The following is a 17926-nucleotide window of genomic DNA, read 5'->3' as shown; positions in this document are numbered from 1 at the left end:
GCGGCCGCGGTAGCCGGGCGGCCGCGGTAGCCGGGCGTCGCCACGGGCGTCCCTCGCGCGGCGCTCGGGCTTCCGCTGGACGCAACTCGCGGGCACGCGAAAGGCCCGCGACGTGCGACAGTGGAGGCACCCGACCGCGAGGATGTGAACGATGACCCGCAAGGCGCCCGCCGATGACTTCGACGACACCGGACTGCGGGTGTCGGAGCCGAAGACGTGGGCGGCCGGCGTTCCCGGCGTCACGGCGGCGCTGCGCCAGTCCTACGACCAGATGGGCGTCCGCCGGACGGCGCTGACGCTGCTGCGCGTCAACCAGAAGCAGGGGTTCGACTGCCCCGGCTGCGCCTGGCCGGAGGGCGACCACCGGCACGTCGCCGAGTTCTGCGAGAACGGCGCCAAGGCCGTCGCGGAGGAGGCCACGACGCGCCGCGTCACCCGCGAGTTCTTCGCCGCGCACACCGTGGACGAGCTGGCCGGGCGCTCCGACCACTGGCTCGGGCAGCAGGGCCGGCTGACCGAGCCGATGCTGAAGCGCGCCGGGTCCGCGCACTACGAGCCGGTGTCGTGGGACGAGGCGATCGGGCTGCTGGCGACGGAGCTGAACGCGCTGGACTCCCCCGACGAGGCCGTCTTCTACACCTCGGGGCGCACCAGCAACGAGGCGGCGTTCGCCTACCAGCTGTTCGCCCGCGCGTTCGGCACCAACAACCTGCCCGACTGCAGCAACATGTGCCACGAGTCGTCCGGGTCGGCGCTCGGCGAGACGATCGGCGTCGGCAAGGGCTCGGTGCTGCTGGAGGACCTCTACCGGGCCGATCTGATCTTCGTCGTCGGGCAGAACCCCGGCACCAACCACCCCCGCATGCTGTCCGCGCTGGAACGGGCCAAGAAGGGCGGCGCGCGGATCGTCGCGGTGAACCCGCTGCCGGAGGCCGGGCTGATGCGGTTCAAGAACCCGCAGCGGCCGTCCGGCGTCACCGGGCGCGGCACCGCGCTCGCCGACCGGTTCCTGCAGATCCGGCTGAACGGCGACCTCGCGCTCTTCCAGGCGCTGAACCGGATGCTCCTGGAGTCCGACGCGCCCGGCGCCCTCGACCGGGAGTTCCTCGACGCCCACACCCACGGGTTCGAGGCGTTCGAGAAGCACGTCCGCGGCCTCGACTGGGACGACGTCCTGGAGGCCACCGGGCTGACCCGCGGCGAGATCGCCGCGACGCTCGGGGACGTCCTCGCGGCGGAGCGGATCGTGGTGTGCTGGGCGATGGGCCTCACCCAGCACCGCAACTCGGTGCCGACGATCCGCGAGGTCGTCAACTTCCTGCTGCTGCGCGGCAACATCGGCCGGCCCGGCGCGGGCGTCTGCCCCGTCCGCGGCCACTCCAACGTCCAGGGCGACCGGACGATGGGCATCTACGAGAAGCCCAAGCCCGAGTTCCTCGACGCGCTCGCCGCGGAGTTCGCGTTCGAGCCGCCGCGCGAGCACGGCCTCGACACCGTCGACGCGATCCGCGCCATGCGCGACGGCAAGGCGAAGGTGTTCTTCGGCATGGGCGGCAACTTCGTCCGCGCCACGCCCGACTCCGACGTCACCGAGAAGGCGCTGCGCTCCTGCCGGCTCACCGCGCAGGTGTCGACGAAGCTCAACCGCTCGCACGCGGTGACCGGCGAGCTCGCCCTCATCCTGCCGACGCTCGGCCGCACCGAGCGCGACGAGCAGGCGTCCGGGCCGCAGTTCGTCTCGGTCGAGGACTCGATGGGCATGGTGCACGCCTCCCGCGGCCGCCTCGCGCCCGCCTCCGAGCACCTGCTCTCCGAGGTCGCGATCGTCTGCCGCCTCGCCCGCGCGACGCTCGGCGGGTCCGGCATCGCCTGGGACGCGATGGAGCGCGACTACGACGTGATCCGCGACCACGTGTCCCGCGTCGTCCCCGGCTTCGCCGACTACAACGCCCGCGTCCGCGAGCCCGGCGGCTTCACCCTCCCGCACGCGCCGCGCGACGAGCGCCGCTTCCCGACCGCCACCGGCAAGGCCAACCTCACCGTCAACGAACTGGAGGTGCTGCGCGTCCCGGAGGGGCGGCTGCTGCTCCAGACCGTCCGCAGCCACGACCAGTACAACACCACCATCTACGGCCTGGACGACCGCTACCGCGGCGTCAAGGCGGGGCGCCGCGTCGTGTTCGTCAACCCGGAGGACCTGGCCGGCCTCGGCATCGCCGACGGCGCCGTGGTCGACCTGGTGTCGGAGTGGTCCGACGGCGTCGAGCGCCGCGCCCCCGCCTTCCGCGTCGTGGCCTACCCGACCGCCCGCGGCTGCGCCGCCGCCTACTTCCCGGAGACGAACGTCCTCGTCCCCCTCGACAGCACCGCCGAGGTCAGCAACACCCCCACCTCCAAGTCCGTGATCGTCCGTCTGGTCCCGGCCTGACCGTCTAGGCTCGGGGCATGACGAACCTGCCGGAGCCCGCCGGTACGCCGGAGATGCGGGCCGGTGACGCCGACCGGGACCGGGTCGCGCAGGTGCTGCGCGACGCGGCCGGCGAGGGGCGGCTCACGCTCGACGAGCTCGACGAGCGCCTGGACGCGGTGTACGCGGCGAAGACCTACGCCGACCTGGAGCCGCTCACCCGCGACCTGCCGGCGGCGGGAGCCGACGCCGCGCCCGCTCCCCTCGGCGGCGCCGACTGGCGCCCGGTGGACGGCGCCCCGTCCTGGTCGTCCGGGATCGGCGTCATGAGCGGCTTCACCCGGACCGGCGTGTGGAACGTCCCCCGCGCGTTCACCGCGTTCGCGTTCTGGGGCGGCGGCAAGATCGACCTGCGCGAGGCCCGCTTCACCGGGCCCGAGGTGACGATCCGCGCGTTCGCCCTCATGGGCGGCGTCCAGGTCATCGTGCCCGACGACATCACGGTGCACGTCAAGGGCATCGGCGTCATGGGCGGGTTCGACCACGGCGCGAGCGCCGTGGGCGCGCCCGGCTCCCCCACGGTCGTCGTGAGGGGCTTCGCGTTCTGGGGGGGCGTGGACGTCAAGCGCAAGGCCCGGCGCCAGCGGAAGAAGCTCCGCAAGGAACTGAAGAACCCCGACCCCGGCACCTGAGCCGCCCGCGGGGCTACGGCGCCGCGCTGGTCCGGTCGACCAGGGCGGAGCCGAAGACCCACGAGGACGTCTGGGCGATGAAGTCGCCGGGGAATCCGAGGGTGAAGCCGGTGGCCTCCTCCAGGCGGGTGACGGTCTCGGGCGGGAGGACGAGGTCGGCGGCGGCGAGGTTGTCGCGGAGCTGGTCCGCGGTGCGGGCGCCGACGATGGGGTGGACCGCACGGGAGCGGTGCGCCGTCCACGCGATCGCCACCTGCGAGGGCGTGGCGCCGATCTCTCGGGCGGCGTCCTGGACGGCCCGTGCGACGGCGTGGTCCCGGTCCGAGAGGGACGCCGAGGCCAGCCGGCCGCCGGCGGCGGAGTCCGGGCGCCCGTACTTGCCGGTCAGCACCCCGCCGGCCAGCGGGCTCCACGCGGTGACGCCGAGGCCGAGCGACTCGGCCATCGGCAGCAGCTCGCGTTCGATGTCGCGCTGGAGCAGGCTGTAGGGGACCTGCAGGCCGATGAACGGGCTCCAGCCGTGCCACTGCGCCAGCGTGTTGGCGCGGGCCACGATCCAGGCCGGGGCGTCGGAGATGCCGACGTACAGCACCTTGCCCGCCCGCACCGCGTCGTCCAGCGCCCGCATCGTCTCCTCGATCGGCGTGTGCCGGTCCCACATGTGCACCCAGTAGACGTCCAGGTAGTCGGTGCGCAGGCGGCGGAGGCTGGTCTCCAGGGACGCGCGCAGGTTCTTGCGGTGGTTCCCGGCGGCGTTGGGGTCGGCGCGGTCGCGGGAGACCGTGTACTTCGTCCCGAGGACGAACGACTCGCGGCGGCGGCCCAGCAGCTCGCCCAGGAACTCCTCGCTCGCCCCGTCGCGGTAGTTGACGGCGGTGTCGATCATGTTGCCGCCGGCCTCGGCGTACAGGTCCAGCATCCGCCGGCATTCCGGCATCGGCGCGCCGACCCCGCCCTGCTCCCCGAACGTCATCGCGCCCAGGACCAGGTCGGAGACGCGGAGGCCGCTCGTCCCCAGAGTGCGGTACCTCATGCCGTCGCCGATCCGCCGAACAGTTCGGCGGCCCGCTCGGCGATCTCCTCCTGCGATACGTCCCGCACGTGCTGGTCCAGGGCCCAGCGGTGCCCGAACGGGTCCAGGAACTGGCCGGTGCGGTCACCCCAGAAAGCGTCGTGCACCGGTTCGAAGACCGTGGCGCCGGCCCGCACCGCGCGGGCGGAGGCCGCGTCCACGTCGGAGACCTCGACATGGAGGGCGGCAGGCGTGCCGCCCAGCGCGGCCGGGGTGCGCATGCCCCGCTCGGGCATCTCCCCCGCCACCGCCAGGACGGTGTCGCCGAGCAGGAGTTCCACGGTCAGGGTGCGGCCGCCGGGGAGCGTGAGGCGGCTCGTCTCTCGCGCCCCGAACGCCTCGGCGTACCAGGAGGCGGCCTGGTCCGGGTCGCCGACGACCAAATGAATCGCTATCTGCGTCATGACCCGGACCATACAGTGTGTCTGGACACTGTGTCCATACATAGTGTTCAGGCACGGTTATGATGGTGCGCATGCCTTCGAAGCGGCCCGTGAACCCCACCCGCCGATCCGGAACGTCCCAGGCCTCCGCCGAGCTGAGGGAGCGGATCCTGTCCGCCACGCGCGAGCTGCTGCGCGAGCACCGCTTCGACGCTCTGAGCGTGGCCGACATCCTGGCCGCCGCCGGGGTCTCGCGGGCCAGCTTCTACTTCTACTTCCCGAGCAAGCAGGCCGTGCTCGGCGAGCTCGTGCGCGAGGCCGTCGCGCAGGGGCAGCAGGCGGCGCGCCCGTGGATCGACCAGCGGCAGGACCCGGTCTCGGCGCTCCGGGCGGGCGTGGCCGACGGGGCACGGCTGTGGCGCGACAACGCCGGCGTGCTCGCGGCCATCGTGGAGAGCTGGGGATCGGACGAGGACCTGCGGAAACTGTGGCTCGAACAGATGGACCTGTTCACCGAGGCCGCCACCGCGCGCATCGAGTCCGACCCGCACGCGAGGGAACGGCTCGGCTCCATGGACACGCGCGCCGTGGCCGCCTCGCTGACCTGGCTCGGAGAGCGCCTCTACTACCTGGCCGCGACCGGAGTCCCGCCGTTCGACGACGAAGAGGTCCTCATCGACGTCCTCACCAACGCCTGGACCTCGACCCTCTACGGCACCGACGCACCGAAACCCGCATGACCCCGGCCCTATGAGGCACGCAGGGGGCGGGGGTCAGCCGGTGAGGCGGTCCAGCCATTCGGAGAGGAGGGCCGTCTCGGCGGGCGTCAGGGCGGCCGGCGGGTCGGCGGCCAGGGCGGCGCGGAGGGCGACCGCGGAGGCGGCGCGGGTGCCGCGGGGAGCGGGCTCGTCCGACGGGTCGTCCGGGACGGTCACCGCGGCGAGGACGGCCTCGCGGGTGCGGGCGGACAGGCCGCCGCCGTCGTCCCCGTTCGCGATGAGGAAGAGCACGACGCCGACGCCGGCCGCCTGGATCATCTGCGCGGCGGCGTCCACCGGGACGCGGAGGCGGCCCGCGCGGGCGACGGCACCGACGAGGCCGAGCAGGATGGCGTACGCCTCGTCGACGGCGGGCGTGGTGCGCGGCGTCCCGTACATCAGCGCGTAGACGGCCGGGTTCGTCAGGCCGAACTCGACGTGCACGTCCCAGCCGTGCCGCAGGTCCTCGAGCGGGTCGCCGGACGCGGCCATGGCGCGCTTGCTCGCCAGGTACTCCTCGAAGCCGTGCGCGGCGACGGCGTCGAAGAGGCCCTGCTTGTCGCCGAAGTGGTGGTAGAGGGTGGGCGCGCCGACGCCCGCGGCCGCGCAGACGGCGCGGGTGGAGACGGGCTCGCCGCCGGATTCGGCGATCAGCCGGGCGGCCGCCCGCAGGATGCGGTCCCGCCCGTCGGTGTCCTTCTGCGCGCTCACAACATCGATGTTACAGAACTACGGCGAGCGTCGTTAGCCCACCGTGACGTGGGCATATCAGGAGTCGGGCCCGTCCCGATGTAGCGTCACTATAGAAGTGGGTATATCGTTGGTTCAGGCGGTCGCGATCCGGCCGTCCCCGTCTACGAGAGGAACGCGAGATGCGCAGCGCCGTTCTCACCGAAAAGGGCAAGCCGCTGGAGATCGTCGAGCGGGAGGTGCCGGAGCCGGGGCCCGGCGAGATCCTGGTCCGGGTCACCGCCTGCGGGATGTGCTACTCCGAGGTCGGGCTGGTGCACGGGAGCTACCCGTTCGCGCGGTTCCCGACCGTGCCGGGCCACGAGATCAGCGGGGTCGTCGAGGCGCTCGGGCCGGGCGTGGAGTGGCCCGCACCCGGCACGCCGGTGGGCGGCCAGTGGATCTACGGCTCGTGCGGGCGCTGCGACCAGTGCGTGCGCGGCGACCAGATCCTGTGCACCGGCGCGCCCCGCCGGGTCACCGGGATCACCGACGACGGCGGGTACGCCGAGTACTACATCGCCCGCGCCGGGTTCGTCACCCCGCTGCCCGACGGCCTGGACCCGGTCGCGGCGGCGCCGCTGATGTGCGCCGGGATCACCGCGTTCAACGGGCTGCGGCACGCGGGCGCCACGGCCGGCTCGCGCGTCGCGGTGCTCGGCACCGGCGGCGTCGGGGAGATGGCGATCCGGTTCGCGGCCGCGATGGGCGCCCGCGTCGCCGCGGTGTCCCGGTCGCGCCGCGCCGAGGACGAGACGCGCCGCCGGGGCGCCGAGCTCTTCGTCGCCACCGACGAGCAGGACCCGGCCGAAGCGCTGCGGAACTGGGGCGGCGCCGACGTCATCGTGAACACCACGCCGAGCACCGGGCCCGCGCAGGCGGCGCTCGGCGGCGTCGCCCCGGACGCCACCCTGCTGTTCCTCGGCGTCGGCGCCGACGACCTGGCGGTGGCGCCCGGGCTGCTCGTGATGAACCGGGTGCGGGTGATGGGCACCCCGTCGGGGTCCCCGCACGACCTGCGCGACACCCTCGCGTTCGCGGCCGCGCACGGGATCCTCCCGGACGTCACCCCGGTCACCCTGGACGAGGCGCCCTCCGTCCTCGCCACGATGATCGAGGGCCGCCACCACGGCCGGTCCGTCATCACGTTCGGCTGAACCGCCTCCACGGCCGCGCCCACTCGTAGGCGCGGCAGGCGGCCATGACCAGGGCGTCGGCGTGCCGGGCGCCGACGACCTGGAGGCCGATCGGCAGCCCGTCCACGGTGAACCCGCACGGCAGGCTCGCGGCGGGCTGCTGGGTCATGTTGAACGGGTAGGTGAACGGCGTCCAGGACGTCCAGCGGGGCGACGGCGACCCCGGCGGGACCTCCCGGCCGGCCTCGAACGCGGCGATCGGCACGGTCGGGGTGAGCAGCAGGTCGTAGCGGTCGTGGAACAGCCCCATGATCCGGCCGAGCTCCATGCGGCGCGCGGTCGCGGTGAGGTACTCGACGGCCGAGTAGCGGGCGCCCTGCTCGCAGATCTCGCGCAGGCCGGGGTCGAGCCGCGCGCGCTGCTCGGGCGCGAGGTGCTCGACGACCTTCGCCGCGCCGGCGAACCAGAGCACCTCGAAGTCGGCGACCGGGTCGGCGAAGCCCGGATCGGCCTGCTCCACCTTGGCGCCCAGCTCGGTGAACGCCTCCGCCGCCGCGGCCACCGAGGCCGCCACCTCCGGGTCGACGCGGGCGAAGCCGAGGTCCGGGCTGAACGCGACGCGCAGCCCGGCGAGGTCGTCCCCGCCCCGTTCGCCGGGCGCGCCGGCGAACGGGGCGGCGGGCGGCGGCAGGGACGACCAGTCCCGCGCGTCGGCGCCGCACACGGCGTCCAGCAGCAGCTCCGCGTCCGCGACGGTGTTGGTCATCGGCCCGGTGTGCGCGAGCGTCCCGAACGGGCTCGCCGGGTAGTGCGGGATGCGGCCGTAGGTCGGCTTGATGGTGAAGGTCCCGGTGAACGCGGCGGGGATGCGCACCGAGCCGCCGCCGTCGGTGCCGAGCGCGAGCGGCGCCATGCCCGCCGCGACCGCCGCCGCCGCGCCGCCGCTGGACCCGCCGGGAGTGCGGGCGGGGTCCCACGGGTTGCGGGTGATTCCGGTGAGCGGGTTGTCGGTGACGCCCTTCCACGCGAACTCCGGCGTGGTCGTCTTGCCGACGAACACCGCGCCCTGCTCGCGCAGCCGCGCGACGGACGGGGCGTCCTCCGTCCACGGACCGGCGGGGTCGATCGTCGTGGACCCGCGCAGCGTCGGCCAGCCGCGGGTGAGCAGCACGTCCTTGATCGAGACGGGCACGCCGTCGAGCGTCCCGAGGGTCGCGCCGCGCCGCCACCGCTCGGCCGAGGCCCGCGCCGCCTCCAGCGTGGTGCCGTGGTCGAGCAGGCAGAACGCGTTGAGCTCCGCGTCGTCCCGGTCGATGCGCGCGAGGACGGCCTCGGCGGCCTCGACGGGCGAGAGCTCCTTGGCCCGGTACGCCTCCAGCAGCTCGACGGCGGTCAGGTCTGCCGCGTCCGTCATGGCGGTTACCTCCTCTGCCCGGCGTACGGGCTCGGTGCGGCGTCCGCGTCCGGGCGCACGTAGCCCAGCCGCTTGTCGACGACGTTGCGCAGCTCGCGGCCGTGCGCGAACCGGTCGAGGTTGTCGGTGAACAGCCGGACCAGCTCGTCGCGCCAGCCGACGACGTCCCCCGACATGTGCGGGGACACGATCACCTCCGGCATGCCCCACAGCGGCGAGGACGGCGCGAGCGGCTCGTCCACGAACACGTCGAGCGCCGCGCCCGCGATGCGGCGGGCGCGCAGCGCCTCGACCAGGTCGTCCTCGGCGACCAGCGGCCCGCGCCCGACGTTGATCAGCCGCGCGGACGGCCGCATCCGGGCGAGCGCGGCGGCGTCGATCATGTTGCGGGTGGCGGGGGTGAGCGGCGCGGCGAGCACGACGTAGTCGGCGTCGGCGAGCGCGTCGTGCAGCCGCTCCATCGGGTGGACGACGCCGAAGTCGGGGTCGCCCTCGCGGGCGGTGCGGCCCGCGCCGGACACGCGCAGCCCCGCGGCGGCGAGCCGGCGGGCGATGGCGCGGCCGATCGGGCCGGTGCCGGCGACCAGCGCGCGGGCCCCGGTGATCCGCTCGGTCTCGCGGTGCCGCCAGCGCCGCTCGCCCTGCAGGCGGACGGTGGCGGGCAGGTCCTTGGCGAAGGCGAGCACCAGGCCGAGGACGTATTCGGCGATCGGCTCGTCGAACACCCCTCGCGAATTGGTGACGATGGTGTTGCCTTCCACCAGGCCGGGGAACAGCAGGCGGTCGACTCCGGCGCTCGCGATGTGCACCCAGCGCGGGCCGCCCTCGCGGGGCCACGCGGCCGCCAGCGCGTCCGACCAGAAGTCCCACATGAACAGCGCGTCGCAGCCGGGAAGAGCGGCCGCGAGCTGCGGTTTCCGCACGTAGACGACCTGCGCGAGGCGCTCGGCGGCCGCCATCGCGGGCGGCGGGACGTCGTCCTGGAGCACCACCACGCGGGGCGGTTCACCGGACGCGTTCGGACCTGGCTCCATCGGCGGCCACTTTCGGTGTTCCGGAATTTACGGGAAGGCAACATGGCGGGGCATTGACACGCTAGGAACGCTTCGTAGGATTGTCAACAATCAGCGGGGATGGACCGCCAGGTGGCCGCGCTGATCGTGCTGCAAGACCGTCGCAACCATATTGCCCAAGGCCAGGACGCGTCCCAGAGCGCTCTAACGCAAGAGTCCTTTCGGGTGGCGACGCTCTCGCCCACCCCTGTCCACGGGGAGGTCCGGCATGCCCAGGCTCATGACCATCTCACTGGAGAAGCGCGGCGTGTCCTGCGTCGCCGAACTCCTCGAGAAGGACGCGCCGCGCACCTGCGAGGCGGTATGGCGCGCCCTGCCGCTCGGCGGGGACGCGTACCACGCCAAGTACGCGCGCAACGAGGTCTACACGATGGTGGAGCGGTTCGCCGAGGAGGAGGTCGGGCTGGAGAACCCGACGGTGACCCCGATCCCCGGCGACGTCGTCTACTTCTCCTTCCCCGGCGGCATGCTCGACCGGGCGTTCAAGGAGGAGAAGAACATCCACGAGCTGCCCGGCGTCATCGACCTCGCGATCTTCTACGGCCGCAACAACCTGCTGCTGAACGGCGACGTCGGCTGGGTGCCCGGCAACGTGTACGCCACGATCGTCGACGGTCTCGACCGGATGGCCGAGGCGTGCAACGACGTCTGGCGGTCCGGCGCCGTCGGCGAGCGCCTGGTCTACCGCCGGCACGAGTCCTAGAGCGGTGGCCGCGCAGATGACATTCGACCCCACGCTGGTCGTCGGGCCCGAGCTGGTGGCGCAGCAGGGCATCGGCGTGGTCGCGCCGTTCGACTTCGCGCTCGACCGCGAGCTGTGGCGGTGGACGCCCGACGACGTGTCGCTGTTCATGACCCGGCTGCCGTACGTCCCGGTGCCGGTCACCGTCGAGATGGCCTCGGCGCTGTCGGACCACTCGATCGTCCGGCAGGCGACCCGGGACGTGCTCGCGCCGGAGCCGCTCGCGGTGGCCTACGCCTGCGCGTCCGGCAGCTTCATCCGCGGCAGGGCCGGCGAGCTGGCGCTGCACCGGACGATGGCCGCGGCGGGCGCGCCCGCGGTCGCCACCACGTCCGGCTCGCTGGTGGAGTCGCTGCGGCTGCTGAACGCGGGCCGGATCGCGGTGGTGACGCCCTACATCGACGCGGTCACCGAGCGGCTGGTCTCGTTCCTCGGCGAGTACGGCATCGAGGTGGTGTCGTCGGTCGGGATGGGGCTGCTCAGCCACATCTGGAAGGTCGGCTACGGCGAGATCGTCAGCGCGGTGTCGTCGGTGGACCGGCCGGAGGCCGAGGCGGTGTTCATCAGCTGCACCAACGTGCCGACCTACGACATCATCGCCCCGCTGGAGCAGATGATCGGCAAGCCGGTGCTCACCGCCAACCAGGTCACCATGTGCTCGGCGCTGCGCGCGATGGGCCGCTCGGCGGCCGGTCCGGGGCAGTGGCTGGTGCAGCTCGGCAGCCAGACGGCCGCCTGACGTCCATGATCGGCGAAGGCATGATCGATGAAGGTAGGATTGTCGACAACATGCAGCACAACGGTCCCGCCGCGGGGTTCCTCTACCCGGGCTACAGCGCCGAGGACGACTACCCCGCGATCGAGCGCGCGCTGCGCGGTTCGGGAGCGGGCGACGTCAGCCTGCCGGTCGTGCATACGCTGATGCGCGAGGACGCCCACCGGGTGGACGCGCTGCTGGACATCGGCGGCGACGACGTGCTCGGCGAGGGCGCCCGCGCGCTGCGCGCGATGGGCGTGCGGGCCGCCGTGTGGGCGTGCACGAGCGGCAGCTTCGTGTTCGGCTGGGACGGCGCCGCCGCGCAGGTCCGGGGCGTCCGCGAGGCCGCGGGGGTGCCCGCGTCCAGCACGTCGTTCGCGTTCGTGCACGCGGCCCGCGCGCTCGGCCTGCGGCGGGTCGCCGTGGCCGCGACCTATCCGGCCGACGTCGCCGAGCGGTTCGGCGCGTTCCTCGGCCACGCCGGCATCGAGGTGGTGGCGCTGTCCTGCCGGGGCATCGTCACCGCCGCCGAGGTCGGCACCCTCGGCCGCGACGAGGTCCTGGAGTTCGTCGCGGCCAACGACCATCCCGACGCCGAGGCGGTGCTGGTGCCCGACACCGCGCTGCACACCGTGGCCTGGCTCGACGAGCTGGAGCGGCGGGTCGGCAAGCCGGTGCTCACCGCCAACCAGGTGAGCGTGTGGGAGGGGCTGCGGCTCGCCGCGGGCCCGGCCGGGCCCGCGCCGCGCGCCGGGCTCGGCCGGCTGTTCGCCGTCCCCGCCCCGGCGCCGGGAGCAGATCCCTGGCAGCTATGACGAAAGGGGCCCGCCGATGGGCCGGTTGGGTGAGCTGGAACCCGTCCCGCGCAGGTCGACGGTCGAGATCGTGTCCGACGAGCTGCGCTCGGCGATCATGTACGGGGCGCTGGAGCCGGGCGCGCAGCTCGGCGAGGCGGAGCTGGCGGCCCGGCTCGGCATCAGCCGCGGCCCGCTGCGCGAGGCGATGCAGCGCCTCGTCCAGGAGGGCCTGCTGGTCAGCGAGCCGCACCGCGGGCTCTTCGTGATCACCTTGGACGAGGGCGACGTCGAGGACGTCTACCTCACCCGGCTGGCGATCGAGCGGGCCGCCTGCGAGCTGATCATGCAGCGCAACCGGGGCGAGGCGGTCGCCCGGCTCACCGAGGCCCTGGAGGCGCTGATCGACGCGGCGCGCGAGCGGGACCGGGTCGCGATGAGCGACGCCGACCAGGCGTTCCACGAGGTGCTGGTCAGCTCGTCCGGCAGCCCGCGGCTGGAGCGGATGGCGCACACGCTGCTGGTGGAGACGCGGATGTGCCTGAACGCGCTGCAGGACACCTATCCCGAGCCGTCGGAGCTGGTCGAGGAGCACCGGCGGCTGGTGGACGCGATCGGCGACGGCGAGGAGGAGCGGCTGCTCCAGCTGATCGAGGAGCACATGACCGACTCGATCCGGCGCCTGCGCTCCACGTAGGAGGGGTCCCCTGGACATCCGGTCCCGGGCGACCTAGCGTGCAGATTGTCGACAATCTACCGGAGGACGCGATGGCTCAGCTCTCACCCCTGCTCAAGCAGGCCACCCCCGTCCTGGCGGAGCGCGGCGAGGGGGTCTACCTCTACGACGCCGACGGCCGCCGCCACCTGGACTTCACCGCGGGCATCGGCGTCACGAACACCGGGCACTGCCATCCGCGCGTCGTGGAGGCGGCGCGCGAGCAGGTCGGCACGCTGATCCACGGCCAGTACACGACGGTGATGCACCGGCCGCTGCTGCGGCTGGTCGAGGCGCTCGGCGACGTCCTGCCGGACGGCCTGGACTCGCTGTTCTTCCTCAACAGCGGCAGCGAGGCCGTCGAGGCGTCCATCCGGCTCGCCCGGCACGCCACCGGGCGGCAGAACATCGTCGTCTTCCACGGCTCGTTCCACGGGCGGACGATGGGCGCCGCCGCCCTCACCACCGCGGGCACCAAGTTCCGCGCGGGCATCGGCCCGCTGATGCCGGGCGTCGCCGTCGCGCCGTTCCCGCAGGCCTACCGGTACGGGTGGGACGAGGACGAGGCGACCCGGTTCGCGCTGCGCGAGCTGGACTACGCGCTCGCCACGTCCAGCCCCGCGTCCGACACCGCCGCCTTCGTGGTCGAGCCGGTGCTCGGCGAGGGCGGCTACATCCCGGCGCCGCCCGCGTTCCTGGAGGGGCTGCGCGAGCGCGCCGACCGGCACGGGATCCTGCTCGTGGTGGACGAGGTGCAGACCGGGTACGGCCGGACGGGCCGGTTCTGGGGCCATCAGCACGCGGCGGTCAGTCCCGACGTGCTGATCACCGCGAAGGGCCTGGCCAGCGGGTTCCCGCTGTCGGCGATCGCGGCGCCGACAGCGCTGATGGAGAAGGCGTGGCCGGGGTCGCAGGGCGGCACCTACGGCGGCAACGCGGTCGCGTGCGCCGCCGCGCTCGCCACCCTGGAGGTGATCCGGGACGAGAACCTGGTGGAGAACGCGGCGGTGCTCGGCGCCCGGCTGAACGCGGGCCTGCGCGAGGTCGCGGCCGGCCATCCGGAGATCGGCGACGTGCGCGGCCTCGGGCTAATGCAGGCGTGCGAGTTCAGCACGCCGGACGGCGAGCCCGACACGGCCGCCGCCCAGCGCGCCCACGGCGCCGCCGCCGAGCAGGGGCTGCTGCTGCTCACCTGCGGCGCGTTCGGCAACGTCGTCCGGATGATCCCGCCGCTGGTGGTGGACGCGTCCCAGATCGACGACGCCCTCGCGCTGTGGGCCAAGGCGGTCGCCAACGCGGCCGGCTAGGGCGGGTCCTTCGGGCCGGTCCTGCGGTAGACGATCGTGAGGACCACCACCAGCACGATCAAGGCCGCCAGCACGATCGCGCCCTTGAGCAGCCGGTCCAGCAGCAGCTCGGTGAGCAGTTCGCCGTCACCGGTCGCGACGATCATCGGTTCCCTCCGTCCGGCGGGTCTCGGCGCGGTCCAGGTAGTGCAGGGCGCCGCGGACGGCGAGCCGGCCGAGCCCGGACGGCCCGAGGCCGTGTTCCGGGTCGCCCGCCGGGACGGCCTGGAGCAGGCGTCGCTGCGCAACGTGGCCGCCGAGGCGGACCTCGCGATCGGGTCCGTGCGGCACTACTTCGGCGGCCAGGCCGACATCATGATCTTCGCGATGCGGTACTTCGCCGAGCGGGCCGGCGAGCGGATGCGGCGCCGCGCGGGCCGGCTCGCCGTCCCCGACCCTGCGGCCCCTCCCGCCGAGCACGTCGCGACGGTGGAGGCGCTCTTCGCCGAGCTGCTGCCGCTGGACGCCGAGCGGCGCGAGGAGGCCGAGGTGTGGCTGGCGTTCACCGTCGGCGCCCGCACCCGCCCCGAGTTGCGGCCGCTCGCCCGGGAGATACACGACGACCTGCGCTCGATCGCGGTGCGCGTGCTGGAGGCGGCCGGCCGCGTCGACATCCTGCGACCGGGCCTCGACATCGGTGCGGAGGCGGCGCGGGTGCACGCGCTGGTCGACGGGCTGACGCTGCACGCCGTCCTGCAGCCGGAGAGCACCGGCCCGGACGAGATGCGGACGATCCTGCGCCGGCACATCGGCGAGCTCACCGCGATCCCCGCCGAGGACGGGCACGGCGCCCGCTAGGAGCGCGTGCCGGGAGCGCCCGCGGAGGTGGCGGCCGGGGGGAGGCTGCTAGATTCCGAACCTCGTTCTAATCACGAGGAGGGCGCGTTGAACCCCTGGCAGACCCCCGAGCGCGCGGCGCTGCGCGAGCTCGTCCGCGACTTGACCGCGCGGGAGATCGTCCCGTCGCTGCCGGAGTGGGAGGACGCCGGGGAGCTGCCCCGGTCCCTGCACCGCCGCGCCGCCGACGCGGGCATCCTCGGCGCCGGGTTCCCGGAGGAGGCCGGCGGCTCGGGCGGCGAGCTGTTCGACGCGCTCATCGTCGCCGAGGAGATCATCCAGGCGGGCGGGTCGGGCGGCGTCGTCGCGTCGCTGTTCACCCACGGCATCGCCCTCCCCCACCTCATCGCGTCCGGCGACAAGGACCTGATCGACCGGTTCGCGCGGCCCGTGCTCGCCGGGGAGAAGATCGGCGCGCTCGGCGTCACCGAGCCCGGCACCGGCTCCGACGTCGCGGGCATCCGCACCACCGCCGTCCGCGACGGAGACGCCTACGTCGTCAACGGCGCCAAGATGTTCATCACCTCCGGCGTGCGGGCCGACTTCGTCACCACCGCCGTCCGCACCGGCGAACCGGGCTTCGGCGGGATCTCGCTGATCGTCATCGAGAAGGGGACGCCCGGCTTCACCGTCTCCAAGGCGCTGCGGAAGATGGGCTGGCAGTGCTCCGACACCGCCGAGCTCGCCTTCGACGACGTCCGGGTGCCCGCCGCGAACCTGATCGGCGCGGAGAACGGCGGGTTCCTGCAGATCGTGCAGAACTTCGTCACCGAGCGGCTGTCCCTGGCCGTCCAGGCGTACGCGACCGCGCAGCGCTGCCTCGACCTCACGCTGAGCTGGATCCGGGACCGCGAGACGTTCGGCCGCCCGCTGTCGTCCCGGCAGCTCGTCCGGCACAAGGTCGCCGAGATGGCCCGGCAGGTGGACGTGGCGCGCGCCTACACCCGGTCGGTCGCCGAGCGGCACGCCGCCGGCGAGGACGTCCTCACCGAGACCGCGTACGCGAAGAACACCGCCGTCTACGCGTGCGAGCACGTCGTCCACGAGGCGGTGCAGCTGCACGGCGGGATGGGCTACATGCGGGAGTCGGAGGTGGAGCGCCACTACCGCGACGCCCGCCTCCTCGGCATCGGCGGCGGCACCAACGAGATCATGAACGAGATCGTCGCGAAGCGCCTCGGGCTCTGAGCGCGCGCGGGGCGCGGCGCGGCGCCCGGCGGTGAAGGGGGACACCGCCGGGCGCCGCCTCTCTCCGGGAACGTCAGCCGAGCGGGTTGCCGCAGTCGATGGGCCAGTACGGGCCCCAGACGTCGAGCGAGTTCTCGACGAACTTGATCATGACCGGGTCGAACGCGATGCCCACGTGCGCGTTGGTGTCGTTCGCGCACTTGTCCTGCAGCAGCACGTTCTGCGCGTTGGAACCGTTCAGGAACTCCGAGGTGTACGGCGTGACGACCTCGTCGTACTTGGTGGACAGCACGATGTACTGCACGCCGGGCACCGTGTCGCCGCCCGCGTTGAGGTTCTTCAGGAAGTCGGAGTCGGTGATCTGCTCGCCCGCCGCCGGCGCGGCCTTCACCACCGCCTGCGTGATGCCGAGCAGGCTGCCGAGCTCCACCAGCCCGTCCAGGTTCGTCCCGTGGTTGGACGGCACGATCCCGATCAGCTTGTTGACCTTCGACGCGCCGCCGAGGAACTTCAGGTAGTAGCGGGGCATCATCCCGCCCTGGGAGTGCCCGACCATGTCGACCTTCGAGGCGCCGGTCGCGGCCAGCACCTTGTCGACGAACGCCGACAGCTGGCCCGCGGACGCGGCGATCTCACCGGTGCCCTGGATCGGGGCGTCCTGCGCGCCGCCGTAGTTGAGCGCGTAGACGCAGTATCCGGCCTTCTTCAGCGCGGGCGAGAGCTTCTGCCAGTTGAACGCCATGTTCTCGAACGTGCCGTGCACCAGCACCACCGGACGCGGGTGCAGGAACGACGGCTTGCAGTTCCAGTCGTTGGCGCCGTCCGGGCTCGTCTCCGCGTGGGCCGCGGGCGCGGCCACGGCGGACAGCCCGAGGGCGGTGGGGATCGCCGCGGCGATGACGGCCCAGGACTTCAGTCGCCTGAAACGCATGTTCATCTCCCTGGAAGCGGGCACGCCGAAACGGCGCCGGAACCCCGCGACGGCGAGTGCGGGGCCCGGCCGCGGATCGTCGTGAGATCGGGGGGTGGGTGCGGCCGCGCTGATCAGCTGAGGTGGTGACAAGGTACGGCCGCGTTTCCGCGCGGTCTTGTAGCAGGACTCGCCACTTGGCCCGGAGGAATTGTCAGGCGGCTCACAACCGGGGCCGTCCGCATGCCCTCCGACCTGCGGCGTGCCCGTGCGCGGCGCGGCCGTGCGCGCCCCTGCGGCGGCGCCGTGCGCTAGGGGGCGCCGACGAGCCCGTCGACCAGCGCGCGCAGGCCGTCGGCGTAGGTGTCCTGCGCGGTCAGCGCCGCCCAGCGGTCCGCGACCCGCGCGAGGCGGGGCAGCTCGGCGGCGTCGATGTCGGCGAACACCCGCTCGCGGTAGGTCGGCCGCTCGTCGCCCGCCCGGCGCCGCGCCGCCGCGGCCCGCACGATGATCTCCCCGGCGGTGTAGTACCAGATCGCCCGGTAGGCGTGGACGGCCCGCTCGGGGCTCAGCCCGCTCTCCTCCAGGCCGGCCAGGATCTGCTCGACGAACCACAGCGCCGACCGCGACATCAGGTCGTCGGCCGTGAGCACCTCCGCGATCCAGGGGCACGCGGCGAGCGTCTCCCGGATCGCGGCGGCCGCCGCCACGACCCGCTCGCGGGGGTCGGCGGGCAGGTCGGGCTCGCGCGCCATCCGCGCGGCGTAGTCGTCCAGCAGCAGGACGAGCAGCTGCTCCTTGTCGCGGACGTGGTGGTACAGCGCCATCGGCGTGCTGCCGACCTCCTTGGCCAGCCGGCGCATCGTCAGCCGGTCCACGCCCTCCTCGTCCACGATCCGGCGCGCGGTCTCGACGATCTCGGCGCGGGAGATCCGGGGCGGCCTGCCCCGCTGGGCGGACGGTTGCGGCATCC

Annotated in this window: 19 protein-coding genes; 11 read left to right on the top strand and 8 right to left on the bottom strand. The window is 73.5% G+C overall.

What is annotated here, in order from left to right; genetic code table 11:
• The first annotated feature begins 151 nt into the window (after nucleotides 1–151).
• Together ABT299_RS05025 and ABT299_RS05020 are read left to right on the top strand one after the other, a co-directional pair.
• On the top strand, nucleotides 152–2428 hold the full coding sequence (locus ABT299_RS05025; RefSeq protein ID WP_500249807.1) for an FdhF/YdeP family oxidoreductase: 2277 nt from the start codon (nucleotides 152–154) through the stop codon (nucleotides 2426–2428).
• Nucleotides 2429–2445: 17 nt separating this feature from the next.
• Nucleotides 2446–3099: a DUF1707 SHOCT-like domain-containing protein gene (locus ABT299_RS05020; protein ID WP_500249806.1), complete on the top strand. Its 654-nt coding sequence runs from the start codon at nucleotides 2446–2448 to the stop codon at nucleotides 3097–3099.
• A 13-nt stretch (nucleotides 3100–3112) separates the two neighbouring features.
• Here the strand turns inward: ABT299_RS05020 and ABT299_RS05015 are convergent, their stop codons facing one another.
• Nucleotides 3113–4132 (bottom strand): aldo/keto reductase, encoded by a 1020-nt coding sequence (locus ABT299_RS05015; RefSeq protein WP_190863665.1) that lies wholly within the window; start codon nucleotides 4130–4132, stop codon nucleotides 3113–3115.
• On the bottom strand, nucleotides 4129–4575 hold the full coding sequence (locus ABT299_RS05010) for a VOC family protein (protein WP_190863663.1): 447 nt from the start codon (nucleotides 4573–4575) through the stop codon (nucleotides 4129–4131). Before ABT299_RS05010 ends, ABT299_RS05015 begins: the two co-directional genes overlap by 4 nt.
• A gap of 71 nt (nucleotides 4576–4646) precedes the next feature.
• On the opposite strand from ABT299_RS05010, the gene ABT299_RS05005 reads away from it, so the two are divergent.
• A complete protein-coding gene (locus tag ABT299_RS05005; RefSeq protein ID WP_500249805.1) occupies nucleotides 4647–5294 on the top strand; it encodes a TetR/AcrR family transcriptional regulator in 648 nt (215 codons plus the stop codon).
• A gap of 33 nt (nucleotides 5295–5327) precedes the next feature.
• On the opposite strand, the gene ABT299_RS05000 is transcribed toward ABT299_RS05005, so the two are convergent.
• Nucleotides 5328–6023: a TetR/AcrR family transcriptional regulator gene (locus ABT299_RS05000; RefSeq protein ID WP_387023607.1), complete on the bottom strand. Its 696-nt coding sequence runs from the start codon at nucleotides 6021–6023 to the stop codon at nucleotides 5328–5330.
• A gap of 161 nt (nucleotides 6024–6184) precedes the next feature.
• On the opposite strand from ABT299_RS05000, the gene ABT299_RS04995 reads away from it, so the two are divergent.
• Nucleotides 6185–7198: an alcohol dehydrogenase catalytic domain-containing protein gene (locus ABT299_RS04995; RefSeq protein ID WP_500249804.1), complete on the top strand. Its 1014-nt coding sequence runs from the start codon at nucleotides 6185–6187 to the stop codon at nucleotides 7196–7198.
• Here ABT299_RS04995 and ABT299_RS04990 read toward each other — a convergent pair.
• Together ABT299_RS04990 and ABT299_RS04985 are read right to left on the bottom strand one after the other, a co-directional pair.
• Nucleotides 7185–8591: an amidase gene (locus ABT299_RS04990; protein ID WP_500249803.1), complete on the bottom strand. Its 1407-nt coding sequence runs from the start codon at nucleotides 8589–8591 to the stop codon at nucleotides 7185–7187. The genes ABT299_RS04995 and ABT299_RS04990 overlap by 14 nt on opposite strands.
• Nucleotides 8592–8596: 5 nt before the next feature.
• The gene (locus tag ABT299_RS04985) at nucleotides 8597–9625 is read right to left on the bottom strand and encodes a D-2-hydroxyacid dehydrogenase (protein WP_387023612.1); all 1029 of its coding nucleotides are present in this window, start codon (nucleotides 9623–9625) and stop codon (nucleotides 8597–8599) included.
• Nucleotides 9626–9884: 259 nt separating this feature from the next.
• On the opposite strand from ABT299_RS04985, the gene ABT299_RS04980 reads away from it, so the two are divergent.
• The 5 genes from ABT299_RS04980 to ABT299_RS04960 all read left to right on the top strand — a co-directional run bounded on the left by ABT299_RS04980 (nucleotide 9885) and on the right by ABT299_RS04960 (nucleotide 13979).
• Nucleotides 9885–10367: a DUF3830 family protein gene (locus tag ABT299_RS04980; protein ID WP_206700200.1), complete on the top strand. Its 483-nt coding sequence runs from the start codon at nucleotides 9885–9887 to the stop codon at nucleotides 10365–10367.
• A gap of 16 nt (nucleotides 10368–10383) precedes the next feature.
• Nucleotides 10384–11145 (top strand): maleate cis-trans isomerase family protein, encoded by a 762-nt coding sequence (locus ABT299_RS04975; RefSeq protein ID WP_190863648.1) that lies wholly within the window; start codon nucleotides 10384–10386, stop codon nucleotides 11143–11145.
• Nucleotides 11146–11195: 50 nt separating this feature from the next.
• Nucleotides 11196–11978 carry a maleate cis-trans isomerase family protein gene (locus tag ABT299_RS04970; RefSeq protein ID WP_500249802.1) on the top strand — a complete coding sequence of 261 codons (783 nt, stop codon included), beginning with the start codon at nucleotides 11196–11198 and terminating at the stop codon, nucleotides 11976–11978.
• A gap of 16 nt (nucleotides 11979–11994) precedes the next feature.
• A complete protein-coding gene (locus ABT299_RS04965; protein ID WP_190863643.1) occupies nucleotides 11995–12654 on the top strand; it encodes a GntR family transcriptional regulator in 660 nt (219 codons plus the stop codon).
• A 71-nt stretch (nucleotides 12655–12725) separates the two neighbouring features.
• On the top strand, nucleotides 12726–13979 hold the full coding sequence (locus ABT299_RS04960) for an aspartate aminotransferase family protein (RefSeq protein WP_500249801.1): 1254 nt from the start codon (nucleotides 12726–12728) through the stop codon (nucleotides 13977–13979).
• On the opposite strand, the gene ABT299_RS04955 is transcribed toward ABT299_RS04960, so the two are convergent.
• Nucleotides 13976–14125 (bottom strand): hypothetical protein, encoded by a 150-nt coding sequence (locus ABT299_RS04955; RefSeq protein ID WP_190863639.1) that lies wholly within the window; start codon nucleotides 14123–14125, stop codon nucleotides 13976–13978. The genes ABT299_RS04960 and ABT299_RS04955 overlap by 4 nt on opposite strands.
• A 40-nt stretch (nucleotides 14126–14165) precedes the next feature.
• Here ABT299_RS04955 and ABT299_RS04950 point away from each other — a divergent pair, with 40 nt between their 5' ends.
• Both ABT299_RS04950 and ABT299_RS04945 read left to right on the top strand, forming a co-directional pair.
• Nucleotides 14166–14816 (top strand): TetR/AcrR family transcriptional regulator, encoded by a 651-nt coding sequence (locus ABT299_RS04950; protein WP_500249800.1) that lies wholly within the window; start codon nucleotides 14166–14168, stop codon nucleotides 14814–14816.
• An 87-nt stretch (nucleotides 14817–14903) separates the two neighbouring features.
• Nucleotides 14904–16043: an acyl-CoA dehydrogenase family protein gene (locus ABT299_RS04945; protein WP_500249799.1), complete on the top strand. Its 1140-nt coding sequence runs from the start codon at nucleotides 14904–14906 to the stop codon at nucleotides 16041–16043.
• A 73-nt stretch (nucleotides 16044–16116) separates the two neighbouring features.
• Here ABT299_RS04945 and ABT299_RS04940 read toward each other — a convergent pair whose 3' ends face one another.
• Together ABT299_RS04940 and ABT299_RS04935 are read right to left on the bottom strand one after the other, a co-directional pair.
• A complete protein-coding gene (locus tag ABT299_RS04940; protein ID WP_500199099.1) occupies nucleotides 16117–16974 on the bottom strand; it encodes an esterase/lipase family protein in 858 nt (285 codons plus the stop codon).
• A gap of 290 nt (nucleotides 16975–17264) precedes the next feature.
• Complete coding sequence (locus ABT299_RS04935) at nucleotides 17265–17924, bottom strand: TetR/AcrR family transcriptional regulator (protein WP_500199102.1); 660 nt, start codon at nucleotides 17922–17924, stop codon at nucleotides 17265–17267.
• Between the last annotated feature and the right edge of the window lie 2 nt (nucleotides 17925–17926).

The sequence above is a fragment of the Spirillospora sp. NPDC000708 genome, assembly GCF_040299565.1.
Taxonomy (GTDB): Bacteria; Actinomycetota; Actinomycetes; order Streptosporangiales; family Streptosporangiaceae; genus Spirillospora.
This window is presented reverse-complemented; position numbering and strand designations above follow the sequence as displayed.

What these genes read in the sequence shown, in the direction of transcription:
- ABT299_RS05025 (WP_500249807.1), top strand. Translation starts at nt 152, where the DNA reads ATGACCCGCAAGGCGCCCGCCGATGACTTCGACGACACCGGACTGCGG.
- ABT299_RS05020 (WP_500249806.1), top strand. Translation starts at nt 2,446, where the DNA reads ATGACGAACCTGCCGGAGCCCGCCGGTACGCCGGAGATGCGGGCCGGT.
- ABT299_RS05015 (WP_190863665.1), bottom strand. Translation starts at nt 4,132, where the DNA reads ATGAGGTACCGCACTCTGGGGACGAGCGGCCTCCGCGTCTCCGACCTG.
- ABT299_RS05010 (WP_190863663.1), bottom strand. Translation starts at nt 4,575, where the DNA reads ATGACGCAGATAGCGATTCATTTGGTCGTCGGCGACCCGGACCAGGCC.
- ABT299_RS05005 (WP_500249805.1), top strand. Translation starts at nt 4,647, where the DNA reads ATGCCTTCGAAGCGGCCCGTGAACCCCACCCGCCGATCCGGAACGTCC.
- ABT299_RS04995 (WP_500249804.1), top strand. Translation starts at nt 6,185, where the DNA reads ATGCGCAGCGCCGTTCTCACCGAAAAGGGCAAGCCGCTGGAGATCGTC.
- ABT299_RS04990 (WP_500249803.1), bottom strand. Translation starts at nt 8,591, where the DNA reads ATGACGGACGCGGCAGACCTGACCGCCGTCGAGCTGCTGGAGGCGTAC.
- ABT299_RS04985 (WP_387023612.1), bottom strand. Translation starts at nt 9,625, where the DNA reads ATGGAGCCAGGTCCGAACGCGTCCGGTGAACCGCCCCGCGTGGTGGTG.
- ABT299_RS04980 (WP_206700200.1), top strand. Translation starts at nt 9,885, where the DNA reads ATGACCATCTCACTGGAGAAGCGCGGCGTGTCCTGCGTCGCCGAACTC.
- ABT299_RS04975 (WP_190863648.1), top strand. Translation starts at nt 10,384, where the DNA reads ATGACATTCGACCCCACGCTGGTCGTCGGGCCCGAGCTGGTGGCGCAG.
- ABT299_RS04970 (WP_500249802.1), top strand. Translation starts at nt 11,196, where the DNA reads ATGCAGCACAACGGTCCCGCCGCGGGGTTCCTCTACCCGGGCTACAGC.
- ABT299_RS04965 (WP_190863643.1), top strand. Translation starts at nt 11,995, where the DNA reads ATGGGCCGGTTGGGTGAGCTGGAACCCGTCCCGCGCAGGTCGACGGTC.
- ABT299_RS04960 (WP_500249801.1), top strand. Translation starts at nt 12,726, where the DNA reads ATGGCTCAGCTCTCACCCCTGCTCAAGCAGGCCACCCCCGTCCTGGCG.
- ABT299_RS04955 (WP_190863639.1), bottom strand. Translation starts at nt 14,125, where the DNA reads ATGATCGTCGCGACCGGTGACGGCGAACTGCTCACCGAGCTGCTGCTG.
- ABT299_RS04940 (WP_500199099.1), bottom strand. Translation starts at nt 16,974, where the DNA reads ATGCGTTTCAGGCGACTGAAGTCCTGGGCCGTCATCGCCGCGGCGATC.
- ABT299_RS04935 (WP_500199102.1), bottom strand. Translation starts at nt 17,924, where the DNA reads ATGCCGCAACCGTCCGCCCAGCGGGGCAGGCCGCCCCGGATCTCCCGC.